This window comes from Njordella calcicola (assembly GCF_056494125.1).
Map to the genome: position 1 here is coordinate 3,417,063 of NZ_CM151396.1, position 25,953 is coordinate 3,443,015.

The window sequence follows — 25,953 nt, forward strand, 5'->3', positions numbered from 1 at the left end:
TGGCTAGTTCAATGTAAACTGCAACCAACCCATGTCTGAATTTATCGCGGTGGTGGTTAGCTGCGGGGCTTCTGGCGGTAAACGATCGGTGGGACGAACAGGAGCGTCGAATAATTGTTCCTTGAACGCCTTGTCGAATTTCGACTTCAAAAAACCTCGCAGTGTGGCGCTTTGAGTCCCACGCGCCATGCGTCCGGAAAACTGGATATCAACATTGCCTTGGCGGTACAACTGAAGGTAGCCATCCTGCAATTCAATTTTGTAGGTTGCACGGATGGTGGCTGGCTGAGCCAACTTCTGGCGTCCGCGGTCGAGACTTACGGTACGAATTTGGAAGCTTACTAAGTCATCTTCAAATTCGACTTCGACAGGATGATAGGAAGCCATTGTGATCGACCAGTTTTCGCCGGATGCTTCCTGCGAGAGTTCATCATCAATCTTCGCTCCAAACTGTTTAGCGAAGCTGATGAGATCTTTGTTACTGATAACGCGACCGGCCAATACGGGTTCAAGGTAATTCGTAATCATGCTTTGGTGAATCTGTGCCGTGACACCTTCGACTGGCACGACCAACGGGCAAGAAGCGGGTGCGGCCAGTTGCACGTTGTCAGGAGACCTCCATAGCAAAGCCATGAAAGAGTTTGAGCTCCAGCTTTGTCGGTCAGGACGCGGGAGTCCTAGTCGTTCTAGCGCGGGGAGTGCTGGAGGCGTCAACCGCGAATTCGACTGGCTCAGTTGACTCACCAACTGCTCGTGAAACTGTTCCGCGATGCGACTTTCCAGTCTCGCTTGACCAATCGCGTCCGCTTGCGGCTTCTGCTCCGCAGCCTTCTTCGACGCGATCCGCCGCACAATCTTTAAATTGTGCTGGATCGAATTGATTTGCGATGAAAAATTCGAGTTGACGTTTGTGTCATTAAAAGTAACTAGTCCATTGTTAGTCAACTGCAACGTTTCGCAAGCCGCAATGCCCGCTTGGCTACTGGTCAACAAGCGAACGCCTCGGTTTGTACCGACGTTGTTGCTGCTGAAGTTGGCCAATAAATTCAATTGAATGGTGGCAGCGCTGTTGTTGGAAACCAGCACCGGAACGACTTGACCTTGCATCAGGCTTTGCCCCCGCAGACTGGTACCCAAGATCACTTCATTGACCGGGTTAGACTGATTCACAGGCCGCCCAAATGATCGCTGCACAAAATCAGAGCTTAAGAGAACTCTCGCGGTGGGCTTTGAGTATCGCGATGTGATCGTGCGCTGCAGATCGGGCACTTGATTGGCTGATTTTAAGTAGTAGACGATCAGTCCTAGATCGCGATTCATTTCAAGTTCACTCAGAGAATCGCCCTTTTCGAGCAGTTGCTTGCTGAGTGCTTCCAGCAATTGATCCAATCGCTTGATCGTGGCCTCTTTGTCTGCTCCGAAACGCAGGGCATCGATATGGGCCTCGATCGCTTTGCGCAGTGCTACGACGGCAGGCATTTCAAGACCAAGATAGTTCTGCCTTGCGTTCTTTTCGATTTGAGTCAAAACCGCAGGGTCGGGCACGCTTTTCGCCAGCTCCGCTTCCAATTGTTCGATTCGCAGGAATCGCAGCCAATCGGATTGACGCTGGCTGCCAGCTCGACTCAGATTCGTTCGCAGGGTAGCAATGGCGTCATTTAGCTTTACGATCGTCTGCGACGGGTCGGGAAGCTGCGTGCTGGTCAAACGAGGTCGTGCATTGCTGACCGCTTCTGCAAGCGATCGGATATCGGCCGGAATGTCTTTCGCATTCAGCGTCACTTGAGGAGGTTCCAAGGTGAAATCGGTAGGGATTTCTACCGGAGACACCGTCGGCGAATCCTGCTGGGCCTGAGCGGTCGCGGCCGTCAAAAACCAGGAGGATGAGACCGCCATTAACAATGCGTTGCGGAGGGAGATTTGTAGTTGATTCAGCGTAGTTTTCTTCAGCATAAGTTGCAATCCAAGCTTCTGCATCCTAAGTATTCTTGATGCGACACATTTGAACGAGTCATTCTTTGGACGCCCATTCTAACGGCAGCAGCCCCCTTAAAAAGCCCCCAATTGCCCCAAACTAACGTCATCTTGCGCTTTTCCCGTCGACAAAACTCAGCCAAACAACCCCTTCTATTGTAATTGGCGGGCTGAGGCGGCACACGAGAATGTGGAAGTTCGCAGGATTGACGGCACAAGGGGGCCAGCGAAGGCGTTGGACGAAAAGTAATCGCTTGCAAGGAGTGCAGGCCGTCCCCGCGGGGCTTAGAATGGCACGACTCTCATTCCTCTAGTTCGCTTTTTCAAAAGATCATCTATGGACGCTTGGCGGATCTTCTGGCTGTGTCTGACTTTGCTTGCCGTCGCCGCATCGTTCGTGCATGCTCCTTATCCGGCCGAGTTGGTGCTGCAGCATGTGCCCACCGTAATAGGGATTGCAGTGCTAGGTGTTGTCACAGCAAAATTCCATGCATCTTGGATTTCTTTCGCCTGTTGTGTTTCATTCCTATGGCTACACATCATTGGAGCACGGTGGATTTATTCATATGTACCATACGACGAACTAGTCAGCTTCTTCTTCGGTCGCTCTTTGACGGAAGTGTTTGATTGGAAACGCAATCACTACGACCGATTCGTCCATTTCGCTTCAGGATCGCTGGGAGGCCCACCTATCGCAGAATTCTTGCAGTTTTATTGCAAGGTCACGCCGATGATTGCGGCCTGCCTAGCAATCGCCTGCATCCTGGCCATCGGCGCGGTTTATGAAATTATGGAATGGCAAATCGCGATCGTATTTTCGCCATCGATGGCGGAATCTTATAACGGCCAGCAAGGGGATATCTGGGACGCGCAGAAAGATCTTGCATTCGCTTGGCTTGGGGCAACAATCGTTTTTCCTGTCGTCTGTCGCTGGATCCCTAGTAGCGTACGAAATCGAGTACCTACGCACTGACCGAAAACGTCCTTCAGGCGTCAGTGTCAAGCGACCAAGAAATTGAGCATCTTATCAACTAAGCAGTTTTGCCCCGCATCGTCGAAACGCACGAACATTGGAAACGAGTTCACTTCCAGAAACACCGGTTGCTCGAAACCATTGCGACAACGAAAATCGAGTGCACAGTAGTCGAATCCAATATGCCTTACAAAACGTTGCACCGAAGTTTGCAATTCTTGCGGAACTTCCATTTGCTCGACGTGCACGCAAGGATCTTCACGATAATCCAAGTGCTCTGTCGCGAGATGAAAGCAGAATAGCTCATGATCAATGACGAACACCCTTAAGTTCTCGCCTTCCAAACGCTCTTGAATGAACTGCGGTTCCCACTGGTCCAGCAAAACACCTTGCTCAACCAGCGACTTCGCATTCTGAGTATGCGAGCCACCGTTGAGCGGCTTTACTGCTCGTTGGTCTGCGTTAGGCAACGTAGCTAGTGGACTGAGATCAGCCAGCACGGTCGTATCTGGTATGGTCAATCCGAACTCACGAGCCAAGCGCAGGTTTCTTGATTTGTTATTGTTGTCGGTGATTGTCGCTCGATTGAGCAGTTTAACGTCAGGCCATGCTAACGCGTACGCTTGAATGGCTTCGAAGCAGTTGCGATCGTTCGCGGAGTTACCGTCAAAAACGTTGTACCGCAAGAAGATGGATCTGGGTTGATACGACTGATTACCCAAGTCGATCGCTGGGCCGTGGAAATCCCAGGCGATCTGACAACTGCACGCATCCGAAGAATCCCAAAATACATAATCGATGTTTCGCAAGTGAGCTTGGTCGACTACCCGCTGCGTATTGGGATCTGAATGGCCACCAACAATCAAAAGTTCAGGATGCGTCATCTATAAAATCGCGTCTATATTCCAGCGAGATGGATAGGTAGTTTTATTCGCGTGGGCATCAAGTTACCAACGACGAAAGCCCTTCCAAGGCTGCGGGACAATATTCGGCGTCGTTGAGGGACGCTTGATAATCCCGCCGGTGTTCTCTTCACCCATCGCTTTGGTGGTTGGCGTGGGAGTAGGGGAGGGATTGGGTCTAGGCCCTGACTGGTTTTCTTCACCTGCGGCTCGAGTGGAAGGGAAATTGCCGCCGCCGGAGTTCTCTTCGCCAGTTGCCAAGGTGGTAGGGTTATTAGCGGGTCCTTCTTCGCCAGATCGTAACGTTGTGGGGCCGCTTTCTTCGCCAATCGCATAGGTGGTAGCTGGCGGTTGTTGGCCTTCTTCACCAATCGCGAAGGTTGTGGCTTGTGGCGGTTGGCCTTCTTCGCCAATTGCATAGGTTGTAACCTGAGGTGGGTGATTTTCTTCACCGACGGCGCGAGTGCTGGCCGTACCTTCTTCGCCGATGACCTGTGTGGTTACTGAAGGCGACCCGGACTCTTCACCATTTCTCTGAGTGCTTAATTGGTTCCCGCCGTTTTCTTCGCCTAAGGCGTAGGTCGTTACTGTCTGCGCTGCTGCGGTGGAATCGTTCAGCATGCGATAAGCCGCAGCAGAGGATAAACCAAGTGCAAACACTTGTCGCAGAAAGTCACGCCGACCAGTTTTACCTTGTTGGTATGCCAGTACAAGCTTTTGCAGCGGACTATCGTTCGTTGGTTCTTGATTAGAGTTCATAAGGGTTTTCCGTTAGAAAGAAGAGGAATCCTGATTGACTTGGGCATGGTGCAATTACCTCGAAGTCCGCTTGTCTTTTGTTCAGTGAACACTCATCTAAAGCGAACGAGGATGCTGCTGGAAAGATTACGCACGTCGAGCTTGGATATTAATGGAAAATGGAATTTTTTTTGCCAGCCGAAAGTTCGATCTTCAGTAGCAGCTCATCAATATGGCGTTTTTGGCGTTGGCAGCCAAAGCGGAAGAGGCCACCATATGAAGGTCTATTTACGAATCATCGTCATTAGGCGCATGCTTTACAGTTTCGACTTGCTTCATCGCTTCAAAGGTGTCGAAGCGATCATCAAAGACGGTCATTAAGCCATCCTTAAAGTCCATTTTGATCGCAAACTTTAGCGGAAAACTTGTTGGCTTGCCATGTGGATGCGCCCAAGTTTCACCCCAGACGAGTGCACCGTGACCAGTGGACACGAACTGGATATTTTCCATTTCAGAAGTGTCTTTTGGTGGTTGAATCATTTCGTAAAACGCGGCGAACGCTCTTTTTGATGCTTCAATTCCCACATGCGTACCGGCAAAAGGGAATGTTGCCGGATCACCAGAAAAATGAATAACCAAGTCCGGAGAAATGAAGTGCGCGTTGACATCGAGTGCTTTCGGACCATGCTGATACGTCGATAGGAAAAACTCTTTCGCTAAAGCGGCTGGATCTGCTGACAGGTCGGCAAAAGAAACGTTTGCTCCATTTTCTTTTAGTGCAATCGCGATCACATGCAGCGACGAAGCCGCTATGTTTTGGCTTGCTTCCGCCTTCACTATCAGTCTTTCGGAGAATCCGGCTTTGGTGGCGAGATCTCGTTGTGTCCAACCAAGCTGCTTACGAAGCAATGCAATAAGTTTGCCGTTGCAAGGAATCGAACGATGCGAAAAACCATTGGGATACTTAGTCATAGGTTCGTTCCGGTACCGTGCTAGTTCCGTTCCTACCTAGGAATCAGCAAGGTCGACATAATCGCGGATGGTGTACTAGCACAGAACGTTGCAGCAATCTAAGCCAGATTGTCAAAACGACACAGGGGTGCGTCGTGAGTTTGGAAACATTATCCAGAAGTCCGTTTGGTCAGTTCGCCGTTTTTACTTCTGTTTTTATTGACGATTGGGGAAGCCGAATATGGATACATGTTTTGTCAGATCTCTTACTCTTCCTGTAAGTATGTTGCTGTTACTGATAAGTGCTCAGTCCGGTCAAGCCGATATTGTTTTCAGTGCGCCGCTCCAAGCGAATTTTGTGTTCACCACTGTCGAAAACAATCCGTTGGGTTTACCTGATAATTTTGAACTGCCCTTTGTCGCTTTCGGCTCGTTGACTTTCACCCTTGATGACTCGATCCCCAACGCGACCACGATGGCGTTCACGAATGTTGCTGGTTCTTTGACGGTTAGTTCGCCATTTCCAGGGGCAGTGATGTCGCCCCATGAGTTTGTTCCTGGTGGGACACTTCAGGACATTACGCGAGATGGACTTGGCGTGATCACCGGTGGCAACGTTGTAGATTTAAGAATGCGTTGGCAAATGCTGGTGACCAATCCTGATCTTTCAACTACCAGGTTGTACACGATAGACACTCTTCCGTTCGATGGTCAAATCAGCGGTCTCCCTTTTCAGACGGGTGACTTTATATCTGGTCCAGATCCGTTTAACGTTTATGTCGACGCGGGGCTTGGCAATGCTGGTCAACCCGGCGGTGATCCGCTGGCTGTTGTCGGAACCAATCGATTTCTAACGGTAACCGCGGTTCCAGAACCAAGTAGTTTCGCTTTTCTTACCTTAAGCGGTATGGCGTTACAGAGAATCCGAGCACAAGGCCGTCGTCGCCGGGAGGCTGTGAGCTGATTAGATTGATAGGCCCTAGGCTAACTCATTAGGCCATGTGTCTTCCAACATGCTGCCTGGAATGCCATGCGCTTGGCCCCGAAAATGCATTGTGCTAGTTGCATTACTTCAGCACAGAATTCAAGGAGAATTAGCATGAATTGGGACCAAATCAAAGGTAAGTGGAAGCAGGTCAAGGGCAAAGTGCAACAGCAATGGGGCGACCTGACCGATGACGATCTGACCGTTATCGATGGCAAACGCGAAGAACTCGTCGGCCGCGTTCAAGAGAAATACGGTATCGCTCGCGAAGAAGCGGAGCGACAAGTTGCCGACTTCGAAACTAGGTACCGTGACTAACTTGTTTCCACCACGCGACCTCGAAGACTACGCCATCAAGTGTTCCTTGAAAGCAAATGGGCTCTTAGGCACGCGGCAGATGATCACGTACCCGATGTAATGGGAGTCGCCAGAATTCTCGATGTAGCAATGGAATTCTGGCGAGTCGCACTACGGTAAAACAATTGCTGCCGCTCGCATTATTTGTCCGTTTGTGTGGCCTTCAAAACAACGTTCGAAAAACCCATCGCAACATCAAGTTCAGATTATGAAAGCAACTCTCTTTCACGCATCGTCCGCACTGCTCATCGCTCTAAGCTGTTCACTGGGATGCGATACCAACAACTCACCGAGGTCGACAACGGGAACTCCGGTAATGCCGAACGATACTCGGGACGTCGCGCCAGCTCCGGTTGTTGTTCCGCCGCCAAATGACACTTCGGTTAACATCGACATCAACGGCGACCGCGACGGGCTTGGTAATCGGGCAGAGACGCGGGCTGAGCGACGCGAAAACTTGAGGGATGTGCTGGAGGACGTGGAAGTCAACGTCCAAGATGACAATGTGGACGTAAATATTGGTCGATAACGCTGCACAGCAATAGTCCGAAGGGCGGCAGAACTGGGGGCAGTAACACGCTTTTCGCATGGTCGACGTGCATTAGAACAGTGCCAGTGGAACTCACGCGAAGTTCCTGCTACAATCGAGCATAGCTTTGGTAATCGCTTGTTCGTTTCTGTTTCTGCAAGGCAGTCCTGTGGAACGGGTTTCTCCCATTTATCGCTTGGCTCCGCGAATTGTTCTGCTGTTGGCAATTGCCTACAGCCAAATCTTCGGTGGAGTTACTTGCTGTTGCTGGTCGGGGTTCCTGCCTGCGATTGCGACGAGCTTCAAAGCTGCTTCTGCGATCGTCACGACGAATCCTGTTGGTGCGGTAGCTCCGCGATGCTCCAAGTGTGCTGGCAAGCAGCCAGCAAACGAAGCCAGGACAACCGCTGAGCGTGCCAGTGGCAAATCGGGGCTTAAGTTTTGTGAGCAAGATGATTGCCAATGTGCAAAACACATTGCGTCGGCTGCAGTGACTGAAGAGCTGTCACTAGCGTCTGAATCTCCTTTGCATACTTCATGGAGCCACTGGCAGAATTCAACCGCTTTCATTGCATGCGGTGCCACTTGGTCCGTACATGCAACGCCACCACGACTTGCGGGGCGTGATTGGCAATCTTTCGCCTGCGTTTGGCTTCATTGAGCAGCATTCTGCGCGGCTCACAGTGCGATCGTTTAATCTTTGTCGGTCGCCGTTGCAATCTTGTTTCAAGCGGAACGGCGCGGCCCGTCCGGTGATTCACATTGTCAGCGAGTCGGTATCGCTGTCAAAAAATGTTGTTCGCTCATTATAAACACTTGAAAGTTGATCTTATGTACTCCTTTAACTTGAAATCCATCTCGCTGTGTCTGGCCGGTGCGTGTGCATTGGTGTCGTGGACAGGGTGCTCGCCTAGCAATTCCAATGAAGGCGATCCCCAAGCCGGCATGGAGAAATCAAAAACTGAGGTATCCGGCGAGGGCAATTCGTCCAGTGGAGAATCGTCGCTTAATGATCATTGCCATGGTGCTGGCAAACATGGCGGGACGCTGATATCGCTGGGACGCGATAGCTACCACGTGGAAGCATTAGTTGACGTTGACGGTGTAATACGGCTTTACACCTACGGTCAGGACGAGACGCGAGTCATCGATGTCGAATCGCAGTTGTTAACGGGATTTGCGAAAGAGCCTGGCGGCGTTGAAGCGCATCCGATTTCGTTCGAAGCGAAACCGCAGGAAGGTGACGCGGAAGGCATGACATCTCTCTTCGTCGGTACGTTGCCGGAAGATTTAATTGGAAAGCACGTCGATATCACTGTTCCCAATATTCGTATTGCAGGTGAACGTTTTCGGCTCGCATTCCATTCCGAACAAGACGCGAGTCCGCACGCCAACGCGATGCCAGAAAAGCTGGCCAATAGTGAAGAAAGGGATTTGTATCTCACGCCAGCCGGACGATACACCGCAGCGGATATCGAAGCAAATGGAAATGTAACTGCTAGTCAGAAATTCAAGGGCTTGCGGTCGGCTCACGATATGCATCCCAAGGCCGGTGACCAAATCTGTCCTATCACAGAAACCAAAGCGAACCCAAAGTTTGCGTGGATAGTCGACGGAAACACTTACACATTCTGCTGCCCTCCTTGTGTGGATGAGTTTGTGCGCATGGCTAAGGCGGCAGACGATCCGCTGCCAGCGCCAGAATCCTTCGTGAAACCATAGCGAGCCCAACCAGGAGAGAAACTTTGTCGCTCATATCGCGGAGGTACATCTATGAAACAACGTAGCAAAGCTTATACCTGCATCGCCCTCTTGGTAGCAGCATCGACTTGTCAATACGCTCATGGACACGAAGGCCATCAGCCTTTGCCGTCCAAAGGCGTTTTGGTCGATGTAGTCCAAGGGCAAGTCACACTTACCAGCCAAGCTCGTGATGCGATTGGACTGCAAGCTCGTGAAGTCGGCAACGCGGAATTGGGCTCTGATCTCGTGACTTTCGCGGAAACGACAGCTCCGTGGCAGGCGAAAGCGTTTGGCTCAACGCCCTTTGCAGGCAAGATTACCAAACTGCACGCACAGCCAGGTGATGCTGTTGCGAAAGGGGATGTAGTCGCTGAGCTTAGTAGCCGCGAACTGGAACTTATGCGACTGGAATATCTGCAGGCCAAACGGAACGTCGAACTCAGCCGGCAACTCTTGGAACTTACGGAGCCATCGGCCAAGTCTGGTGCAGTCCCACAACAGCGGTTTATTGAGCTGGAGACGGCTTATCAACAGAACGTCAACATCTTTGAGATCGCCGCAGCACGAGCCAATATTGTGGGCTTGGAGTCCCAACAGCTTGAGCAAATGCAGGACGAGGACTTGCGGTACGCCATTCGTGCGCCGATCTCAGGAAGGTTAGTCCACGTGGATTTAGCGGCAGGCTCCTTCGTCAATGCATACGAACACCTGTTTGAGATCGTGGACAATAGCGTTGCATGGGTGAAGATGCAAGTGCTTGAAAAGGATCTTGGCCGAGTTCAGGTGGGCCAGCAGGTTGATTTGCGGTTCTCGGAATTCGATCTAGAAGTCAGCTCGACGATCGATAAGCTCGACTGCGCTCAAGATCCAAAATCAAAAGTCATTTGGGCTTGGGCAACAGTCCAACATGCCAGAGTTGTTCCAGGCTTAGTGGCCACAGCGACCATTCATTGCGAGCGTCGCATCGGTCGATTGTCGGTGCCGCAGGAAGCTGTACATTTCGATGGCCTGCAGTCGTATGTATTCGTAGAGGAAGCTGCGACCAAGCAGTCGGGGGAGTATCGCAAGCAACCCGTCGTGCTTGGTGCTAGCACCTCGATCGAGAAGAGTTCGACTCGTCGCTTTGTGGAAGTGATCAGCGGCAATGTCTATCCCGGGGATCGAGTGGTAACTCAGGGGGGGCATGAATTGTCGAGCCTATTTTTTCTCGAGGTTCTCAAATTGACGGAACCGGAGCGAAAGCGATTGGGAATTCGAACTTCTGCTGCAACACATCGAACAATCTCCACCGTCTTAAAGTTGCCCGGCGTGGTCGCATTACCGCCGGAAGGGCGTTGGGTGGCTGCGACTCAAATGCGTGGCGTTGTATATTCGCACAGTTTAGCGCCGGGTATGCAAGTTCGCCGCGGCGATTTATTGATGGAAATTGCATCTCCCGATTTTCAAGACCTGCAGTTGGACTTATTGAAGGCAATTTTGGACGGTCAGTTGGCTCGACAACGCGCCGATCGCTTGGCCAGCCTACGCGACGACGCCTATTCAAAAAGAATCCTGGTAGAGATTTTGGCGGAAGCTGCACAACTTGAGCAGCGGGTGCAAAGCCTCCAACGGCAACTGTTAGCCTTGGGGCTAACCGCCAGTGAATTGGAGGCGATCGTATCCGATAGAAAGCCGTTGCGATATCTGCCGATTCGTGCTGGATTAGATGGTTGTCTGGTGCAATGGACCGGGGAGTTAGGCAAGGTGGTCGACGCAAATGACGGTCTTGTTGAGCTGCATAATCTTGCGACGATCGTGATTGAAGCTCGCGTTCCTATGCAGCACATGCAAGATGTATCGCTGCTGGGCTTGGGCCGCGCAACCTTGCTGGCCAATGAAGACGTTCAGCTTCCCGTTCGAGTCTCGCGTATTGGGCCTATCGTCGATCAGTCGACGCGAACGAGAGCTATTTGGCTGGAGGTGGCTTTGCCTGCAGATGCAGATTTTTCACCAGCGACTAACACGCAACCAGTCGAACAGTTACAGAACTTGGGTACGCATCGGGTCGTTCACGGAATGCAAATGACCGCAGAGCTTAAAGCCGAGTCCGTTCAGTCAGCGTTGGCTATACCCACCTCCGCAATCGTTCAAGATGGCCTAGATAAGTTCGCTTTTGTACTGAACGCTGATGGTTCGATCGAGCGTCGACGCGTCAACGTTGGTCGCAGTGATGGAGAGTACGTGGAAGTTGTCAGCGGGATCACTGCCGGAGAAGAAGTTATTGAATCGGGCAGTCGCCAATTGCAGACCGCTATTAGATCTTTGAGGTAAACAACTTGCTTGATTCGATCATTCGCTTTTCCTTACAAAGCCGCGCGCTGGTCGTGGTCGCTTCGTTGCTGACGATGGTCGTCGGCGTCATCTTGCTAGGCCAGATGCCGGTCGATGTCTTTCCCGATCTGAATCGTCCGACGGTTACCATTATGACCGAGGCTGCTGGTCTGGCCCCCGAAGAAGTAGAAGTCTTGGTAACGCGTCCGATCGAACTGTTACTTAATGGTGCGACAGGAGTCAAACGCGTTCGTTCGTCATCGGCCATTGGTTTGTCGATCGTTTGGGTCGAATTTGATTGGGGAACTGATATCTTTGTTGATCGTCAGATCGTGGCCGAGAAACTGCAACTAGCTCGTGGCAGGTTGCCCCCTAGTGTCAATCCAACGCTCGCTCCGATTTCGTCCATCATGGGCGAGATCATGCTGCTGGCGCTGCGAAGTGAAGCGGTTCCAACGACGCAAAATGAAGCGGATCTGAAGGCGATGGAATTGCGAACGCTGGGCGAGTTCGCGGTGCGCAACCGACTGTTAGCCGTGGAAGGCGTTTCTCAGGTTTCTGTCATGGGCGGGATATTGCGACAGTATCAAGTGGTCAGCTCGCCAGCGCGTTTGGCGGCTAAAGACGTGACGCTTAGCCAATTGACCGATGCGGCGGCGAAGGCCAACGTGCTCGCCGGTGGCGGCATCATGAACCGCGGACATCGCGAATCTTTGTTGCGAATCGAAGGTCAGTCGTTAACCTTGGATGAAGTAGCCGCCACACCAATCGTTTGGCGCGAATTGGTCCCCATCCGTATTCGCGATGTAGCGGACGTGCGCTATGGCGGTCCAATCGCACGCGGGGATGCTTCAGCGATTGTCAAAGTTGAACCCGATGTACAATTCGCTGTCGATCACGACGCCGAATACATGGCAATCCGTCAATCAATCCCTTTGGAGCAGGGTGAGTTTGCGACGGAAACAAGCTCCACGCAGCGACTGCCCTACCGAGAGTTGCGAGGGGGTGCGGCGGTTATGCTGACAGTACAGAAGCAACCAGAAGCAGATACAATCCAACTTGATCGACGCATTATGGACCTTCTGGCATCCATCCGCAGCGAGTTGCCATCGGACGTAAAACTAGAAGCGGAAATTTTTCGTCAAAGTCACTTTATTGATGGCGCGATATCCAACGTCAGCGAGGCGGTGCGCGATGGCGCTGTGTGGGTGGTCGTGATTCTGTTTCTGCTGATGGGGAATTTCCGAACGAGCATCAGCTCGCTCTCTTCAATGCCGCTATCTATTCTGTTGACAGTCGTCGTCTTCTACATCTTTGGGATCACGATCAATACGATGACGTTGGGCGGTATTGCTGTTGCAATTGGCGATTTGGTGGATGATTCAATCGTAGACATCGAGAACATTTATCGTCGTTTGCGCGAGAACAAACAACTGCCGCTTGAATCCCAGCAAGCTCCCATGCAAGTCATCTTTGCAGCGTCCAGCGAGATTCGCAACTCGATCGTGTACGCAACTTTGATTGTCGTTTTGGTTGTCGTACCGCTGTTCATGATGTCTGGTTTAGAAGGACGACTGTTTGCACCGATGGGCGTTGCCTACATCATTGCGCTGTTATGTTCGTTGTTGGTGTCACTTACATTTACGCCGGTGCTGGCAAGCATCCTTTTACCGCGTGCTCCGTTCTTGGCCGATAGACGAGAGCCGCGCTTGATGGGTTTGCTAAAATCGATCGATGAACGCATGCTGCGCTGGACTCTGCATCGCCCACGTTTAGTGCTGGGTGCGGTAAGTGTGCTCGTTCTAACGAGTTGTGTGACGTTGCCGTGGATGGGGGGCGAGTTCTTGCCGCCCTTTAATGAAGGCACGGCCACGATCAATTTTCGTTTGGAACCCGGCACATCCTTGTCAGAAAGCCAGCGGATGGCTCGACGCGTTGAAGCGATGTTGTTGCAGGTTCCCGAAGTGCTCTCGGTTGCGCGCAGGACAGGACGCGCGGAGCTTGATGAACATGCCGAAGGTGTGAATAACACGGAGTTCGAAGTGCGATTTGCGGAACACAAAATTGCTCGACAAGGCTGGCACTTTGCGGTTCTGCGTGCCATCCCAGTCGCTCATCTGTGGAGCTATCGCTATCAGGGACGTCCACAATCGGAAGTATTTGAAGATATTCGTGATCGCATTTCGAGTATTCCAGGTGCCGCGGTGAATATTGGGCAACCGATCTCGCATCGATTGGACCATATGATCTCTGGAATACGTGCTCAAGTGGCAGTGAAGGTCTTTGGCCCTGACCTCAGCGAAATTCGAACTGCAGCTTATGACGTTCAATCGCGGATGCAGAGTATCGCAGGTGTTGTCGATTTGCAGATTGAGCCGCAAGTTGAGATATCTCAAATTCAAATGCGGGTAAGACGAGAAGCCGCAGCGCGCTATGGACTTGCGCCCGGTGACATCGCGGAACTGTTGGAGACTGCTTTCAAAGGCCGAGTCGTGTCGCAGATCATTGAAGGCGACAAGTATTTTGATCTGGTTGTTTGGTACGACGAACAATCGCGAAGCGATCCGAATGTAATTCAAGAGACGATCCTTGAGACGCCCTCGGGTACCAAGGTTGCTTTATCGCAAGTGGTCGAAGTGCTTGATACGACGGGGCCCAACGTGCTGAACCGCGAGAACGTCCAACGCCGCGTTGCGGTGTCGTGTAATGTTCAGGGCCGAGACCTAGCCAGCGTTGTCGCGGATATCAAAACTCAACTCGCTCCGATTGATGACGCACTGCGTAAACTTCCAGGCGAGTACTATCTTGACTATAGCGGTCAGTTTGAAGCGCAGCAACAAGCAACGCTACGGCTTTGGGGAACGGCATGCTTAAGTCTGATAGGCGTGTACTTGCTGTTGATTAAAGCATTGGGGACTCAGCGCGCTGCGCTGCAAGTCATGGCAAATGTGCCGCTAGCGGCCTTTGGTTCAATCGTCACGCTACTGATCATTAACCGGCCGGCGATGAACGAACTTGCTGACGCGGCCTGGTATCACTGGCCAATGATTTGGATTCAAGCGACACATTTATCGCTTGCGCACTGGGTCGGCTTTATCACGTTGATCGGGATTGTAAGTCGTAATGGGATCATGATGATTTCGCATTACCAGCATTTGATGAACGTTGAAGGGATGCCGTTTGGAAAAGAAATGATCATTCGCGGCAGCCTTGAACGATTGGCACCAGTGATGATGACGGCGATGACCAGTTTCGTTGGTACAGTGCCATTGTTGTTGGGGTTTGGCGAAGCGGGCAAAGAGATCTTGCATCCGTTGGCCGTCGTTTTGTTTGGCGGGATATTAGCGTCAACGTTGCTTGATCAGTTAGTCACACCGTGTTTGTTTTTTTTAGTAGGCAGGAACCGTAGACCGTAACCCGTAGGCCTATGTACTGATCGGCCATCCGAGGGCCCATTGAAGCGTCAGTTGGGCGCGATTGTAATCAACGACGGCCTTCAGATAAGTTCTTTGTGCGGTCTCTAGGGCCTGGATCGCTTGCAGCGCTTCAATCGGCAACCCTTGGCTATCCCGAATGCGATCGATGTTCCGCTGGTAAGAATCTTGCGCACGCCCAATCGCCCGTTGCGCCATTTCCACTTGCTGTTTGCGAACGATGACTTGAGCGTTAGCCTCGGCCACTTCTTGAGCGACTTGATCCATCATCCGCAGTTTAACGAAGTTCGCTTGTTGGACTTGCGAGCTCCGTTCACGTCGCGCTGCACCTTCTCCAAAACCGAGATTTCGCATCTCCCACACCATCATAGCATCGACGTCATATCGTCCGCCAAAATTATCTGCTTGGCTACCAACCCCCCCGCCAAAGCTGGTGGTGCTGAAGCCCAGTAGAACACTTGGAACAAATGGAGCATACTTCTCGCGTTTAAAAGCTTCACATGCTGCAGCTACAAGCGCTTGTGATTCTCGCAACTCTGGCCGCGTTGCAAGTCCCGTTGCGATCAGCGTTGATTCATCCAACGCTTGCGGAAGCATATCCAGTGGAACGGCTACAGTGTCCTGAGGCAATAATGTTGATGTCATCGGAATACTGAGTGCTCGAGCTAAACGCGTCGACGCAACCAATTGTTGCTCTTGGATGCCCAGTTGACGAGTCTGCAACAATGCGAGCTCCGTCGCGGTGCGATCGGCGTCCGATTGCAACCCCTCGCCTGCTTCCGCATAATCGTCTGTCAGCTTGGCAAGATCCGATGTGCGTTTGACTGCTTCGCTGATGATCACTTGATCTTGATAAGCTTCTAGCAAGTCGATGTAGGCGACACCAACGTTTAACAATTGCTCGTTAAGCGTGGCAGCAGCGGCATGGCCTCGAGCCCACGCGGTCTTCTCCGCGGCCTTTGGTAGAAAGATCGCATCGGCGAGATGAAACTGGGCTACAACACCGGGCTGAGTTGGCGAGCCGGCGGCCACAGCACCCGCTCCCAAACCATAGTTCATGGAGTTCAGGTTGACGTCGACAATCTCGCCCCCCACTGCCTGATAATTGCCATCGCGCCGACGATAGTTAAAGCCTGACTGTATACTCGGCAGCCACATGACCTTGGCTCGGTCAAGCTGTGCATATGCTTCTTGAACTCGCCAGCGAGCGAAGCCCACCACGGGATGTTGCCCACCAATCATCGCCAGCGCGGTCGGCAGGTTGATCGGGACCGCAGATGCAGACGCAAACTCAGAAGCAACGTCAGGTGCAGCGTCAGGTGCAACGTCTATAGGTTCGCTTGGAAATTGAACATCGCTGGCGACGGCAATGATCGCAGGTGGTACGCTCGCATCGGAGTCATGATAGGATTCGCCTGTGACTGCAGGTCCATGAGAATCAGCGGGCTTCTGTAAGTGGTAGGAAGCTGGCTGGATCCTGTTCACATCCACTTGTTCGGGCGTCTCATCGACCTTGTGGATTTGAGCGGCACTCCCGGTCGTTAAAATGGAGCTGCCATGTTGACGCGAAGCGCAGCCAGCAACGAGGACCGTAGTCGCCAATGTCCCTATCCATAATGGAAGATTACGCTTCATATCGCCTTGTCCTATAGTCGCTGCGAGCGTCAAATCCGCAGGTGCTCAGTGTCTGTACCATTCGATGAAAGGCTTCTGCCGAAGTAGGTACAAGCTGAATCTGCAAGCTCGCTGGCCTGCCTGCGGACTGCCGCATGTGCCGTTTGTAGGGCCTGTAGTGAATTTGTTTCGACAAACGGTTAGCTGAGCAATAGCGTCTGTTGAAACGGATAAGCAATAATTTTTTACTATGGCTTCGATGCGACTCGCTGAAGGGATTAAGATGGGACTTCCTGTTCGGTAAACCTTGCCACGTAGGGAAACGAGATCGCTTGAATCAAGTGTGCCGGAACAAGCAAACAAAGTAGGCCGGAACAAGTAAACGTTAAGTTTGCGCAGTTCCTGCAAGGCATTTGATACTCATTTGGGATGCAAATGCCGCAGTGGCGCTGCGATTGTTCCAGCCTACGAAACCGGCCTACGAAAGAAACATCGGACTCCACACTGCATGCAACTCATACTTTCCGCCATGCGTCGCCCCGCGACCGTCATGGTTCTAGTCCTCAGTTTGACACTCGGCTGTTTCCTGGCAGTTGGCCCGTCGGTATTCCAGCACTACAAATGGCCCTATCCGGCCGGTTTGCCCAAGGGGATGGAAGTCGACATCTTCCCGAAGCTGAATCTTCCAGTGATTTATGTGTGCCAACCCTACGGCGGGATGGACCCTGCGCAAATGGAAGGTTTTCTGACGAACTATTATGAATATCACTTTCTGTACATCAGTGGCATTCATCACGTCGAGTCGAGGAACGTTCAGGGTACGGCGCTGATGAAGCTGTATTTCCATCCCGAGACCAACATGGCTCAGGCGATGGCAGAGACGATCAACTATGTGAATCGATCGCAAGCGTTCATGCCGCCTGGGACAGTGTCCCCGTTCGTAATGCGATTCGACACTGGGTCAGTTCCCGTTGGCTACCTTGTACTATCGAGCGATACACGCAGCATCGCCGAGATCCAGGACTTGGCGTTGTTTCGTGTGCGTCCGATGTTTTCGAGTCTGCCAGGTGTTTCAGCTCCGCCTCCGTTTGGTGGTAGCGCACGGTCGATCGTCATCACGGTCGACCCGAAGAAGCTGCAATCGTACAGCATGTCACCCGACGAAGTGATCACGGCATTGACCAAGGGGAATACACTCAGTCCGTCAGGAAACATTCCTATTGGCGACTCGTACCCGATCGTTCCAGTTAACTCTGTTGTTAAAGACCCGCAGCAGTTGGGAACAATCCCTGTTCGCACTGGCAAGAACCCGGTCTATATCCGTGACTTGGGAACAATTGCAGACTCCGCCGACGCGCCGGCAGGTTATGCTCTCGTCAACGGTCGGCGTGCCGTTTACATCTTGGCGACCAAGCGAGCGGAGGCTTCCACGCTCAGCGTCATCAACAATATCAAAGAAGCCCTTCCCAAGATGAAGGACGCCTTGGGCGCGGACGGCGAGGGAATCGACGTCCGCTTCGAGTTTGACCAGTCGCCCTATGTAACGCGGGCGGTGGGTGGTGTTGTTACCGAGGGTGTCTTGGGAGCTGTCCTTGTCGGCTTGATGATTTTGTTGTTTCTACGTGATTGGCGAAGTTCGTTAATCGTCGTGCTCAACATTCCACTAGCCTTGTTTTGCTCGATACTGGCACTCTGGATAACGGGTCAGACGATCAACCTCATGACGCTCGGTGGACTGGCATTGGCTATTGGCATTCTGGTTGACGAAGCCACAGTGTCGATCGAGAACATCCATTCGCATCTTCAACGTGGCGTTCCATTGGCGCGAGCCGTCCGCGATGGCTCTATGGAAACGATCGTTCCGCGGTTGCTGGCGATGCTCTGTATATTAGCTGTGTTCGTTTCATCGTTCTTCATGCAAGGGGCAGCTCGAGCTTTGTTCGTCCCGCTTTCATTGGCAGTGGGATTCTCGATGATCGCTTCTTATTTCCTATCGAGCACGTTTGTGCCAGTCATGTCCGTGTGGTTGCTGAAAAGCGAATCCGGCCATGACGCGAACCATCTTTCGGCATTTGATCGGTTCCGAGGAGTTTACGAAAAAGCTTTATCTGGGTTGGTTAGGATGCGGTGGTTAGTTGTGCCTGCCTATCTTGCGATCTGCTTGGGGCTGATTACCTGGGTCGCTCCCCAGTTGGGTCGTGGTGTATTTCCGGTGGTCGACGCAGGCCAATTCCGCTTGCGAATGCGTGGACCCGATGGAACACACATTGAGAAGTCCGAGGCTTTGGCCAAACAAGCACTGCGATTGATTGGTGAAGAGTTGGGACAAGATAACATCGCGCTGACGCTCGGATATGTCGGCATGATCCATTCCAACTTTCCAGTGAACGCCGTTTATCAATGGTCGCGTGGTCCTGAGGAAGCGATTCTATATGTGGATTTAAAGGACGATTTTCATCTCTCGGATGAGGTCATGAAGGAGCGCGTACGCAATCGACTTGCCAAGGAGATGCCAGAGGTCCGCTTCTCGTTCGAACCATCGGATATAGTCAATGAAGTGATGAGCTTCGGTTCGCCCACGCCGATTGAGGTAGTGGTGAGCGGTTCTGAGTTCGTCAAGAATCGCGAGTTTGCGGAAGTGTTACGCAGAGAACTCGCGCAAGTGCCAGCACTGCGCGATCTTCAGCTCGGCCAGTCGATGGACTATCCAACAGTGCAAGTCAACGTGGATCGCGAGAAAGCTGGCTTAGCGGGATTGACGCCGATCGATGTGTCTCGGGCGCTGGTGACGGCAACCTCGTCGAGTCGTTTCGTAGTGCCCAACTATTGGGCGGAACCCAAGAGTGGCGTAGCCTATCAGGTGCAAGTTGAGATCCCGCGTCCAGTCGTTCGCTCACCTTATGATGTGGAAACCATAGGTTCGATGGACCAACTCGGGCGTATCCCACTCCGAAAGACCGACGAGGGGCAAGTGCTCATTCGAGATGTCGCGTCACTTGAACGAGGAACGATGCCCGGACAGTACGATCGATACAACATGAAACGTCAAGTCACCCTGACGGCCAACATTGCCGGGAGCGATCTTGGCTTGGTATCGTCACTCGTGCAGAAGGCAATTGCCAAAGCGGGCCCGCCACCAACTGGTAGCACGGTCGAACTGCGAGGTCAAATACCTCCCATGCTAGAGATGCAATCGGGACTTTCCATTGGTCTGCTCTTGGCCATCATTGTGGTATTTCTATTACTGACCGCTAACTTCCAGTCAATTCGTTTGTCGCTTGTTACTGTGTCGACGATACCAGCAGTCGTGACCGGAGTCGTGTTGATGCTTTACTTTACGAATACGACAATCAACATTCAATCTTTCATCGGCGCGATCATGGCCGTGGGCGTAGCGATGGCGAATGCCATCTTGTTGGTGACTTTCGCAGAGAAGCGACGAGCTGAAGTCAGTGACGTGAAAGATGCTGCGGTCTCTGGCGCAGGGAGCCGGTTACGAGCCATTCTTATGACCAGCCTCGCCATGATCGCAGGTATGTTGCCAATGGCGTTGGCATTCGGAGAGTCGGGCCAGCAGAACGCACCGCTGGGACGCGCGGTCGTCGGTGGACTGATCGCTGCGACATTAGCCACTCTCTTTTTATTACCCCTGTTCTTTGCGATGCTGCAGTCGAAGGCAACTTTGAAATCGGCCTCGATGGACCCAGACGATCCCGAGAGTTTTTATTATGCAAAGTAGATTCCGTATTTGTAGGCCGGAACAAGCGCAGCGCAGTTCCGGCAACCCGGACGTAAACAACTTTCACAAATGCCGGAACGGCGCTGTGCTTGTTCCGGCCTACTTGTTGCTCATGGTCGTAGGGTGCTCTCGGGCTGAAGTGGCTGCGCCCGCAGCCGATCAAGGTTCGGCGGCCGCCAGTGCGCTTGATCGCGTCACGGCAGGACCACCCGTGAAAAAGACGCTCCAGTTGTTCACAGAGCAGCCAGGTCGTGTGGTCGCATTTGAGGAAGCACCGATACTTTCCAAGCTACCCGGCTATGTGGAGTCGGTTCATTTCGACATTGGTGACAAGGTTGCCAAAGGACAACTGCTCGTCCGAATTCACGCGCCTGAGTACAAGGATCAACTTGAACAAAAACGTGGACTGCTTGGTCAAGCCGAGGCACAAATCAAACAAGCTGAAGCGGCCCTGGTTGCTGCGGAGGCGGCTGTGAACTCCGCGGAAGCGATGGTTTCTCAAGCAGAAGCCGGCATTGGTAGGACCGATGCCGAATACGCGCGGTGGGACTCGGAACTGAAGCGGATGCAGCAGTTGGTCAGCAAGGGCTCGGTGACACCTAAATTGGCGGACGAAACGACCAGTAAGTTTCAAGCGGCTGAGTCGGCGAGAAAAGAAGCTCAAGCGAACATTGATTCGGCCAAGGCCCGCCAGCGCGAAGCAGAAGCCAATGTATTGACCGCGAGAGCTGATATCGACGCAGCCAAAGCCAGGTTGAAAGTATCCCAGTCGGACATTGCTCAGGCGGAAACCATGTTGACCTATACCGAGTTGGTCGCGCCATTCGATGGCTTCGTTACCAGCCGTAATGTGGACACCGGTCACTACGTCCAGCCAGCCGGAGCCAGCAATGCCCAACCACTGATGACGATTGCCAACGTCGCGAAGGTTCGAATCTTTGTCAATGTTCCTGAAAGCGAAGCGGTGTGGGTGGATGCTGGTTTCGAGAACTTAGAATCTGGCGATCCCGTTACTATTCTTTCTCCTTCGCTTCCAGGTGGAAAGATTGAATCACGAGTGACCCGCACCAGTCTGCAGCTTGATCCGCAAAGTCGGACGCTGTCGGTTGAGATCGATCTCGAGAACCAAGAACTGAAAGTTTTGCCAGGTGCGTTCGTCACTGTGAAGATTCTGCTTGAACAGCGCGACAACGTGTTGACCTTGCCCATTGGTGCTGTCGTGAAAGCCGCCGAGGAGACGCGTTGCTGCGTGGTCGTTGACGGCAAGATTCAGTTCCGTCCGATCGAACTCGGCCTACGCGTGGCCGACGAGGTTGAAGTCAAATCGGGCTTGGAAGGGAACGAAGTGGTCGTTCTTTTGCGAGCCGCTTCATTGCAGGACGGGCAATCCGTAGAACTGATCGCTAAGTGAAAGCAGATTGGTATCTACGCATCTTTACGTTTGGTTCGCAGGCGAAACGAGGTAAACGTCGTATAACCGCGTGCCCGACGGGCCGCGATACTGTTTACTGGCACAACAAACGCGGGGCGATGCTCACGCGGTTAAACGAAACCCTGCAGTTTCACGTAGCAAAACAAGCTAGCATCTGCTTCAGCGCCACCCATACTTTGGGCATTTCCTAGCCCACTTTGCCAGTTGGCGATTGCAATCACGTTTGCGAGCCGATACATTTTCACTTTCTCTTTCGAAACCTCAATCATGGATCGTGACTTGCTGTAAATGCCGACCCTGAAGCTCACCAAGAAGAATACGGACATAATCACGACCGCGTGTAACTTGGCTGAGCAATCTCATACGCAGGCTCTTTTGTTGCTGTTGGAAGGCGAAACGGATTGGGCCAAGCTGCGTGAGATTGTTCCCAAGACGATCAAGCAAGTGATCGTAGCGGCAGATCATGAGCAAGAGTTGGTGGGAGCGCGGGAAGCGGGCTTGATTCCGCTGGTATTGCAAAAGGAGGACGCTCCGGCGATGGAGCGGTTGCAACATGCGTTGCTGGAAGCGGTCGCCGATGACTTGATGAAAAACCAAGACGACGTGATTGCGGTCTACAGTGCCTTTGACGACGAGAAATTGGATTCCGTGTCTGTCATTCGGCTGGATGAACGGCTTAGCCGCTTGACCAGCCGTGATTTACAGAAATTAGAGTCGTCGGTTCCGCTGAACACCCTGAAAACCGTCATCGATTTAGCTGTTCAGATTGGCCGCGAAGGCCGCGAGGGCAAGAAAGTCGGTACGATGTTCGTCGTTGGGGACATGCGGAAAGTGCTGCAGGTCTGCAAAGACAGTGGTTTTGATCCGCTGAGAGGATATTCGCGACGCAACCGCAGCGTCCATGATGCACGCGTTCGAGAAGACATCAAAGAAATCGCTCAGATGGACGGTGCCTTCGTCGTTTCGGCCGACGGGATTTTCGAGCGATCGCGACAGATTATCGAAGTTCATCACGAAAACATCACGCTCAGCAAAGGCCTCGGGTCGCGACATTGGGCCGGGGCAGCGATTTCGCAGAAATCGAAAGCCATCGCGGTGGTGGTTAGCCAGAGTACTGGCAGCGTGCGATTGTTCCAAAATGGCAAGCTCGTTTTGCGAATTGAACCGATGGAGCGAGCGGTCAAATGGCGAGATTTTGACGTCGATCGCTCAGAAGAAGAATAGCCAGCGGTTCCTGCCGGGCGTCCGGTTGCATCCAGTGCGTCTTATAGTACGCTAGACAACTCCTTCCGGTACCGCTTTCTTCCTCTCACTTCGCGAGATCCCTATGCTTCGCAGATTGTTCAACTTGAGCTGCGTTTTATGCTTTGCTACGACAGCGATTTACAACATGAATATCACCACAGCAAATGCTCAGTCGCCCGTTCGATCGTTGGGCAAGATTGAGGTTATCGATTCCAAGCTACTGGAGCTGATTGACCAAGACGCTCCACTGGAAATCTTGGCCGACGGTTTCACTTGGACGGAAGGCCCGCTGTGGGTACGCAGTGAAGGCGACGATCATTTGTTGTTTTCTGATATTCCGCGGAATAGTATTTTTAAGTGGTCGCCCAAGACCGGTATCACATTGTTCATGAATCCGTCGGGCTATACGGGAGTCAGCTATTACGGTTTGGAACCTGGTAGCAATGGATTGACGATGACTGCCCAAGGGGAATTGATTCTGTGTGAGCATGGGGATCGGCGGATTGCCAAATTGACCAAGGGGGGCGGTAAGATTACGTTGGCCGATCGGTACGAAGGCAAGCGTTTGAATAGTCCCAACGATGCGGTTGTGGCCAAGAATGGCGATATCTTGTTTACCGATCCGCCATACGGATTGCCAAAACGCGAGAACGATCCAATGCGAGAGCTGGATCATTTTGGCGTTTATCGGATTGTGGCAGCGACCGGTCAACTGCAATTGCTGACCAAGGAACTGCAGCGGCCCAACGGGATCGTGCTTTCGCCTGATGAAAGCAAGCTGTATGTCGCTCAAAGCGACCCGAAGCGAGCGATCTGGATGCAATTCGATGTTGATAAGGACTTTAATACGTCCAATGGTAAAGTGTTTTATGATGCGACCAGTGAAGTTGGCAAGCTGCCTGGTTTGCCCGATGGAATGACAGTCGATGCAAAGGGGAATTTGTGGGCGACAGGCCCTGGCGGCGTCTATGTTTTCGATCCTAACGGCAAGTTGTTGGGGCGATTATTGACCGGCGAGCGGACATCGAATTGTACATTTGGTGAGGATGGCGGAACGTTGTTCATGACCGTCGATTCGTATTTGGTCCGCGTGCGTACCAAGACCACAGGTGTCCGGTAACTGGAACATTTCTTGAGCGTTCCGCCCGCACCGGGCTATCCGGTGTAATTTCTAGTGCTCCCGGCCTGCTCGGGAGCTGCTTCCGTTTCTGGCTAAAGGGCAGGTTAGCCACCGATTCGGCTCTCCCAATCGGTGCCAGGCTCTCCCAATCGGTGCCAGGCACCAAATGTACTCCCTATCGGTGCCGACCCGATCGGTGCCAGGCACCAAATGTACGCCCCAGGCACCAAATGTACGCCAAATGTATGTATGGGACCCGCTAATTGCATAGCTGGCTATTGAGGCGATGGAGATTGCGAGCTGTAAGATGGCTTTGCCCAGCGGGTTTGGAGGCTGCTGGACGCCCGCGCCAACTGGAACCTAGTAGAGCAATACCTAGCTGCGCTGCCATCGCAGAAAAATCTCTCAGCAATGCCCAGGTTACTCAAAAAGCTACTAGCACGAGACGGGTACTGCACGGCACACGACACGTACAGGAACGACAATCGCTTGCCAAGCAACCCTTGAAGAGATCTTTTGCTAGCTTGTAAGCTGCGGATGTGGGCTAAGCTCACCCTAGCTAGAGAAATCCACCCAAGCATGCAATGTTAGGCTGAGGCGTCAACTGCTAACGAAACAGTTCGCCGCCAAGCGCTGGCCACGACGCCAAGCTCGACCGCTACGCTGTGCCTCCTGCTGCATGCTCTGCGGACGGCCAGCGCTCTTGCCAAAGTATCGCTTGAAATTCCATACCAAATCACACCACATCGACGCATCAATCCCTAAGCCCTGCATCACCAACTGTAGATCCTGGGGCAACGACTCCCGACGCTCCCAGACTCCCTGCCGAGCGGTCCACTTCAGCAGCGACATATAGTCCGCTAGCTTCAACGACAAAAAACCTTTATCGCTGGCTCGAACTCCGGTCTTGCTGACCTGGGCACCCAACTCCTCCTGGCGACCATCGATCGTCAGCGGGGAGAGCCAACCATCACGCAGAATCCTGCGACCGCTGAGCCCCTTGCGCTGCTTAGCCCGCTGGGCTTTCAGGTCCGCTACCGGTGTTTGGCGAATCTGACGGCCCGCTTCCTCGTGATCAATCACCACCAAGTCCGCTGCAGCAGACTCAATCTGCTCGCCCTGCAACGCCTTGAGCCTATCATAAGCTGAAGTATGCAAGGACTCTTCGGGCCCTTGCGCCAACGCTGCACGCACCGGATTGAGATCGACATACATGCTGCAAGCCAACAAGCCCGCTTCGTCGGCTATTCGCTGAGCCTTAAAGCGACCTTCCCAGAAATGCCCTGTGCACTGATCGAACTTATTAGCCATCCTGGCAATCGGTTCGCACAAGGCCTTCATGAACCACGACAGATCCGACAGGCGTGAGCGAATGACCGCCAAGCGATTCTTGTCATTGACTAGAGTATCGACATCCTTGGAAGTGGGTTCGGCCAGTTGTTCATCAAGCCTTCTGCCAGGGAAGACACGCAGCCACCGGATGGCGACTTCGCGATCAGACCAAGCGGCGACCACGTCAGGACGAGTTCTGGTAACCACGTGCAGGTGGTTCGATAGTATGGCATAGGTCAGGACATCGACGCCAAAGACACTGGCGAGCAGTTCGAGTCTTCTTCGAATCCATTCACGTCGGAAGTCGTAGTTCACTCCGCTAGCGGCATCCAATCCGGCGAGGAAAGCTCGTCTGACGCAGCGTTGTATGCAGTGGACGATAGCGATTTCGTTAGGTTCGAAGGTTTCAGCTCTTGGCGTTCTGGGCATAGCAAGTCTCCTTTTGATCAGAAGTATACCAACCCGCTCAAGCAGTACAATAGGTGCCTGGCACCTATTGGGAGGGATTTGTTTGGGGGCTTTGACCAAACGTGTCCGAAAGCTCGCTTACCCTGCAAGCATAGGGTTCGCCACAA

At 52.6% G+C, this 25,953-nt stretch carries 18 protein-coding genes; 11 read left to right on the plus strand and 7 right to left on the minus strand.

Annotated features, from left to right (window positions below; all coding sequences use genetic code 11):
* Positions 1–3: 3 nt before the first annotated feature.
* On the minus strand, positions 4–1,953 hold the full coding sequence (locus SH302x_RS12985; RefSeq protein ID WP_479369109.1) for a hypothetical protein: 1,950 nt from the start codon (positions 1,951–1,953) through the stop codon (positions 4–6).
* A 358-nt stretch (positions 1,954–2,311) separates the two neighbouring features.
* Here SH302x_RS12985 and SH302x_RS12990 point away from each other — a divergent pair, with 358 nt between their 5' ends.
* Positions 2,312–2,947 carry a DUF2238 domain-containing protein gene (locus tag SH302x_RS12990; RefSeq protein WP_479369110.1) on the plus strand — a complete coding sequence of 212 codons (636 nt, stop codon included), beginning with the start codon at positions 2,312–2,314 and terminating at the stop codon, positions 2,945–2,947.
* Between the two features lie 26 nt (positions 2,948–2,973).
* Here the strand turns inward: SH302x_RS12990 and SH302x_RS12995 are convergent, their stop codons facing one another.
* The 3 genes from SH302x_RS12995 to SH302x_RS13005 form a co-directional block, all read right to left on the minus strand.
* Positions 2,974–3,831, minus strand: coding sequence for an ATP-grasp domain-containing protein (locus SH302x_RS12995; protein WP_479369111.1), 858 nt, complete (start codon positions 3,829–3,831; stop codon positions 2,974–2,976).
* Positions 3,832–3,894: 63 nt separating this feature from the next.
* Positions 3,895–4,608: a hypothetical protein gene (locus tag SH302x_RS13000; RefSeq protein ID WP_479369112.1), complete on the minus strand. Its 714-nt coding sequence runs from the start codon at positions 4,606–4,608 to the stop codon at positions 3,895–3,897.
* Between the two features lie 267 nt (positions 4,609–4,875).
* On the minus strand, positions 4,876–5,424 hold the full coding sequence (locus SH302x_RS13005; protein WP_479369113.1) for a nuclear transport factor 2 family protein: 549 nt from the start codon (positions 5,422–5,424) through the stop codon (positions 4,876–4,878).
* A gap of 397 nt (positions 5,425–5,821) precedes the next feature.
* Here SH302x_RS13005 and SH302x_RS13010 point away from each other — a divergent pair, with 397 nt between their 5' ends.
* From SH302x_RS13010 to SH302x_RS13020, 3 genes are all read left to right on the plus strand, one after another.
* Complete coding sequence (locus SH302x_RS13010) at positions 5,822–6,502, plus strand: hypothetical protein (protein ID WP_479369114.1); 681 nt, start codon at positions 5,822–5,824, stop codon at positions 6,500–6,502.
* A 135-nt stretch (positions 6,503–6,637) separates the two neighbouring features.
* Complete coding sequence (locus SH302x_RS13015) at positions 6,638–6,841, plus strand: CsbD family protein (protein ID WP_479369115.1); 204 nt, start codon at positions 6,638–6,640, stop codon at positions 6,839–6,841.
* A gap of 355 nt (positions 6,842–7,196) precedes the next feature.
* Complete coding sequence (locus SH302x_RS13020) at positions 7,197–7,409, plus strand: hypothetical protein (protein WP_479369116.1); 213 nt, start codon at positions 7,197–7,199, stop codon at positions 7,407–7,409.
* A 231-nt stretch (positions 7,410–7,640) separates the two neighbouring features.
* Here the strand turns inward: SH302x_RS13020 and SH302x_RS13025 are convergent, their stop codons facing one another.
* Positions 7,641–7,979: a hypothetical protein gene (locus tag SH302x_RS13025; protein ID WP_479369117.1), complete on the minus strand. Its 339-nt coding sequence runs from the start codon at positions 7,977–7,979 to the stop codon at positions 7,641–7,643.
* A gap of 261 nt (positions 7,980–8,240) precedes the next feature.
* Between SH302x_RS13025 and SH302x_RS13030 the strand changes: the two genes are divergently transcribed.
* The 3 genes from SH302x_RS13030 to SH302x_RS13040 are packed head-to-tail and all read left to right on the plus strand — an operon-like array spanning position 8,241 to position 14,878.
* The gene (locus SH302x_RS13030) at positions 8,241–9,131 is read left to right on the plus strand and encodes a hypothetical protein (protein WP_479369118.1); all 891 of its coding nucleotides are present in this window, start codon (positions 8,241–8,243) and stop codon (positions 9,129–9,131) included.
* A 51-nt stretch (positions 9,132–9,182) separates the two neighbouring features.
* Positions 9,183–11,462 (plus strand): efflux RND transporter periplasmic adaptor subunit, encoded by a 2,280-nt coding sequence (locus SH302x_RS13035; protein ID WP_479369119.1) that lies wholly within the window; start codon positions 9,183–9,185, stop codon positions 11,460–11,462.
* A 5-nt stretch (positions 11,463–11,467) separates the two neighbouring features.
* Entirely contained in the window at positions 11,468–14,878 is a 3,411-nt protein-coding gene (locus SH302x_RS13040; RefSeq protein ID WP_479369120.1) for an efflux RND transporter permease subunit, read from the plus strand.
* Positions 14,879–14,887: 9 nt separating this feature from the next.
* Here the strand turns inward: SH302x_RS13040 and SH302x_RS13045 are convergent, their stop codons facing one another.
* The gene (locus SH302x_RS13045; RefSeq protein WP_479369121.1) at positions 14,888–16,531 is read right to left on the minus strand and encodes a TolC family protein; all 1,644 of its coding nucleotides are present in this window, start codon (positions 16,529–16,531) and stop codon (positions 14,888–14,890) included.
* 487 nt (positions 16,532–17,018) lie between these two features.
* Here SH302x_RS13045 and SH302x_RS13050 point away from each other — a divergent pair, with 487 nt between their 5' ends.
* From SH302x_RS13050 to SH302x_RS13065, 4 genes are all read left to right on the plus strand, one after another.
* Positions 17,019–20,249, plus strand: a complete 3,231-nt coding sequence (locus SH302x_RS13050; RefSeq protein ID WP_479369122.1) for an efflux RND transporter permease subunit — start codon at positions 17,019–17,021, stop codon at positions 20,247–20,249.
* Positions 20,250–20,334: 85 nt separating this feature from the next.
* On the plus strand, positions 20,335–21,660 hold the full coding sequence (locus SH302x_RS13055) for an efflux RND transporter periplasmic adaptor subunit (protein WP_479369123.1): 1,326 nt from the start codon (positions 20,335–20,337) through the stop codon (positions 21,658–21,660).
* A gap of 309 nt (positions 21,661–21,969) precedes the next feature.
* Entirely contained in the window at positions 21,970–22,905 is a 936-nt protein-coding gene (locus tag SH302x_RS13060; protein ID WP_479369124.1) for a DNA integrity scanning protein DisA nucleotide-binding domain protein, read from the plus strand.
* Between the two features lie 166 nt (positions 22,906–23,071).
* Positions 23,072–24,046, plus strand: a complete 975-nt coding sequence (locus SH302x_RS13065) for an SMP-30/gluconolactonase/LRE family protein (RefSeq protein ID WP_479369125.1) — start codon at positions 23,072–23,074, stop codon at positions 24,044–24,046.
* A gap of 600 nt (positions 24,047–24,646) precedes the next feature.
* Here the strand turns inward: SH302x_RS13065 and SH302x_RS13070 are convergent.
* Positions 24,647–25,807: a transposase gene (locus tag SH302x_RS13070; protein WP_479369126.1), complete on the minus strand. Its 1,161-nt coding sequence runs from the start codon at positions 25,805–25,807 to the stop codon at positions 24,647–24,649.
* Positions 25,808–25,953 lie beyond the last annotated feature (146 nt).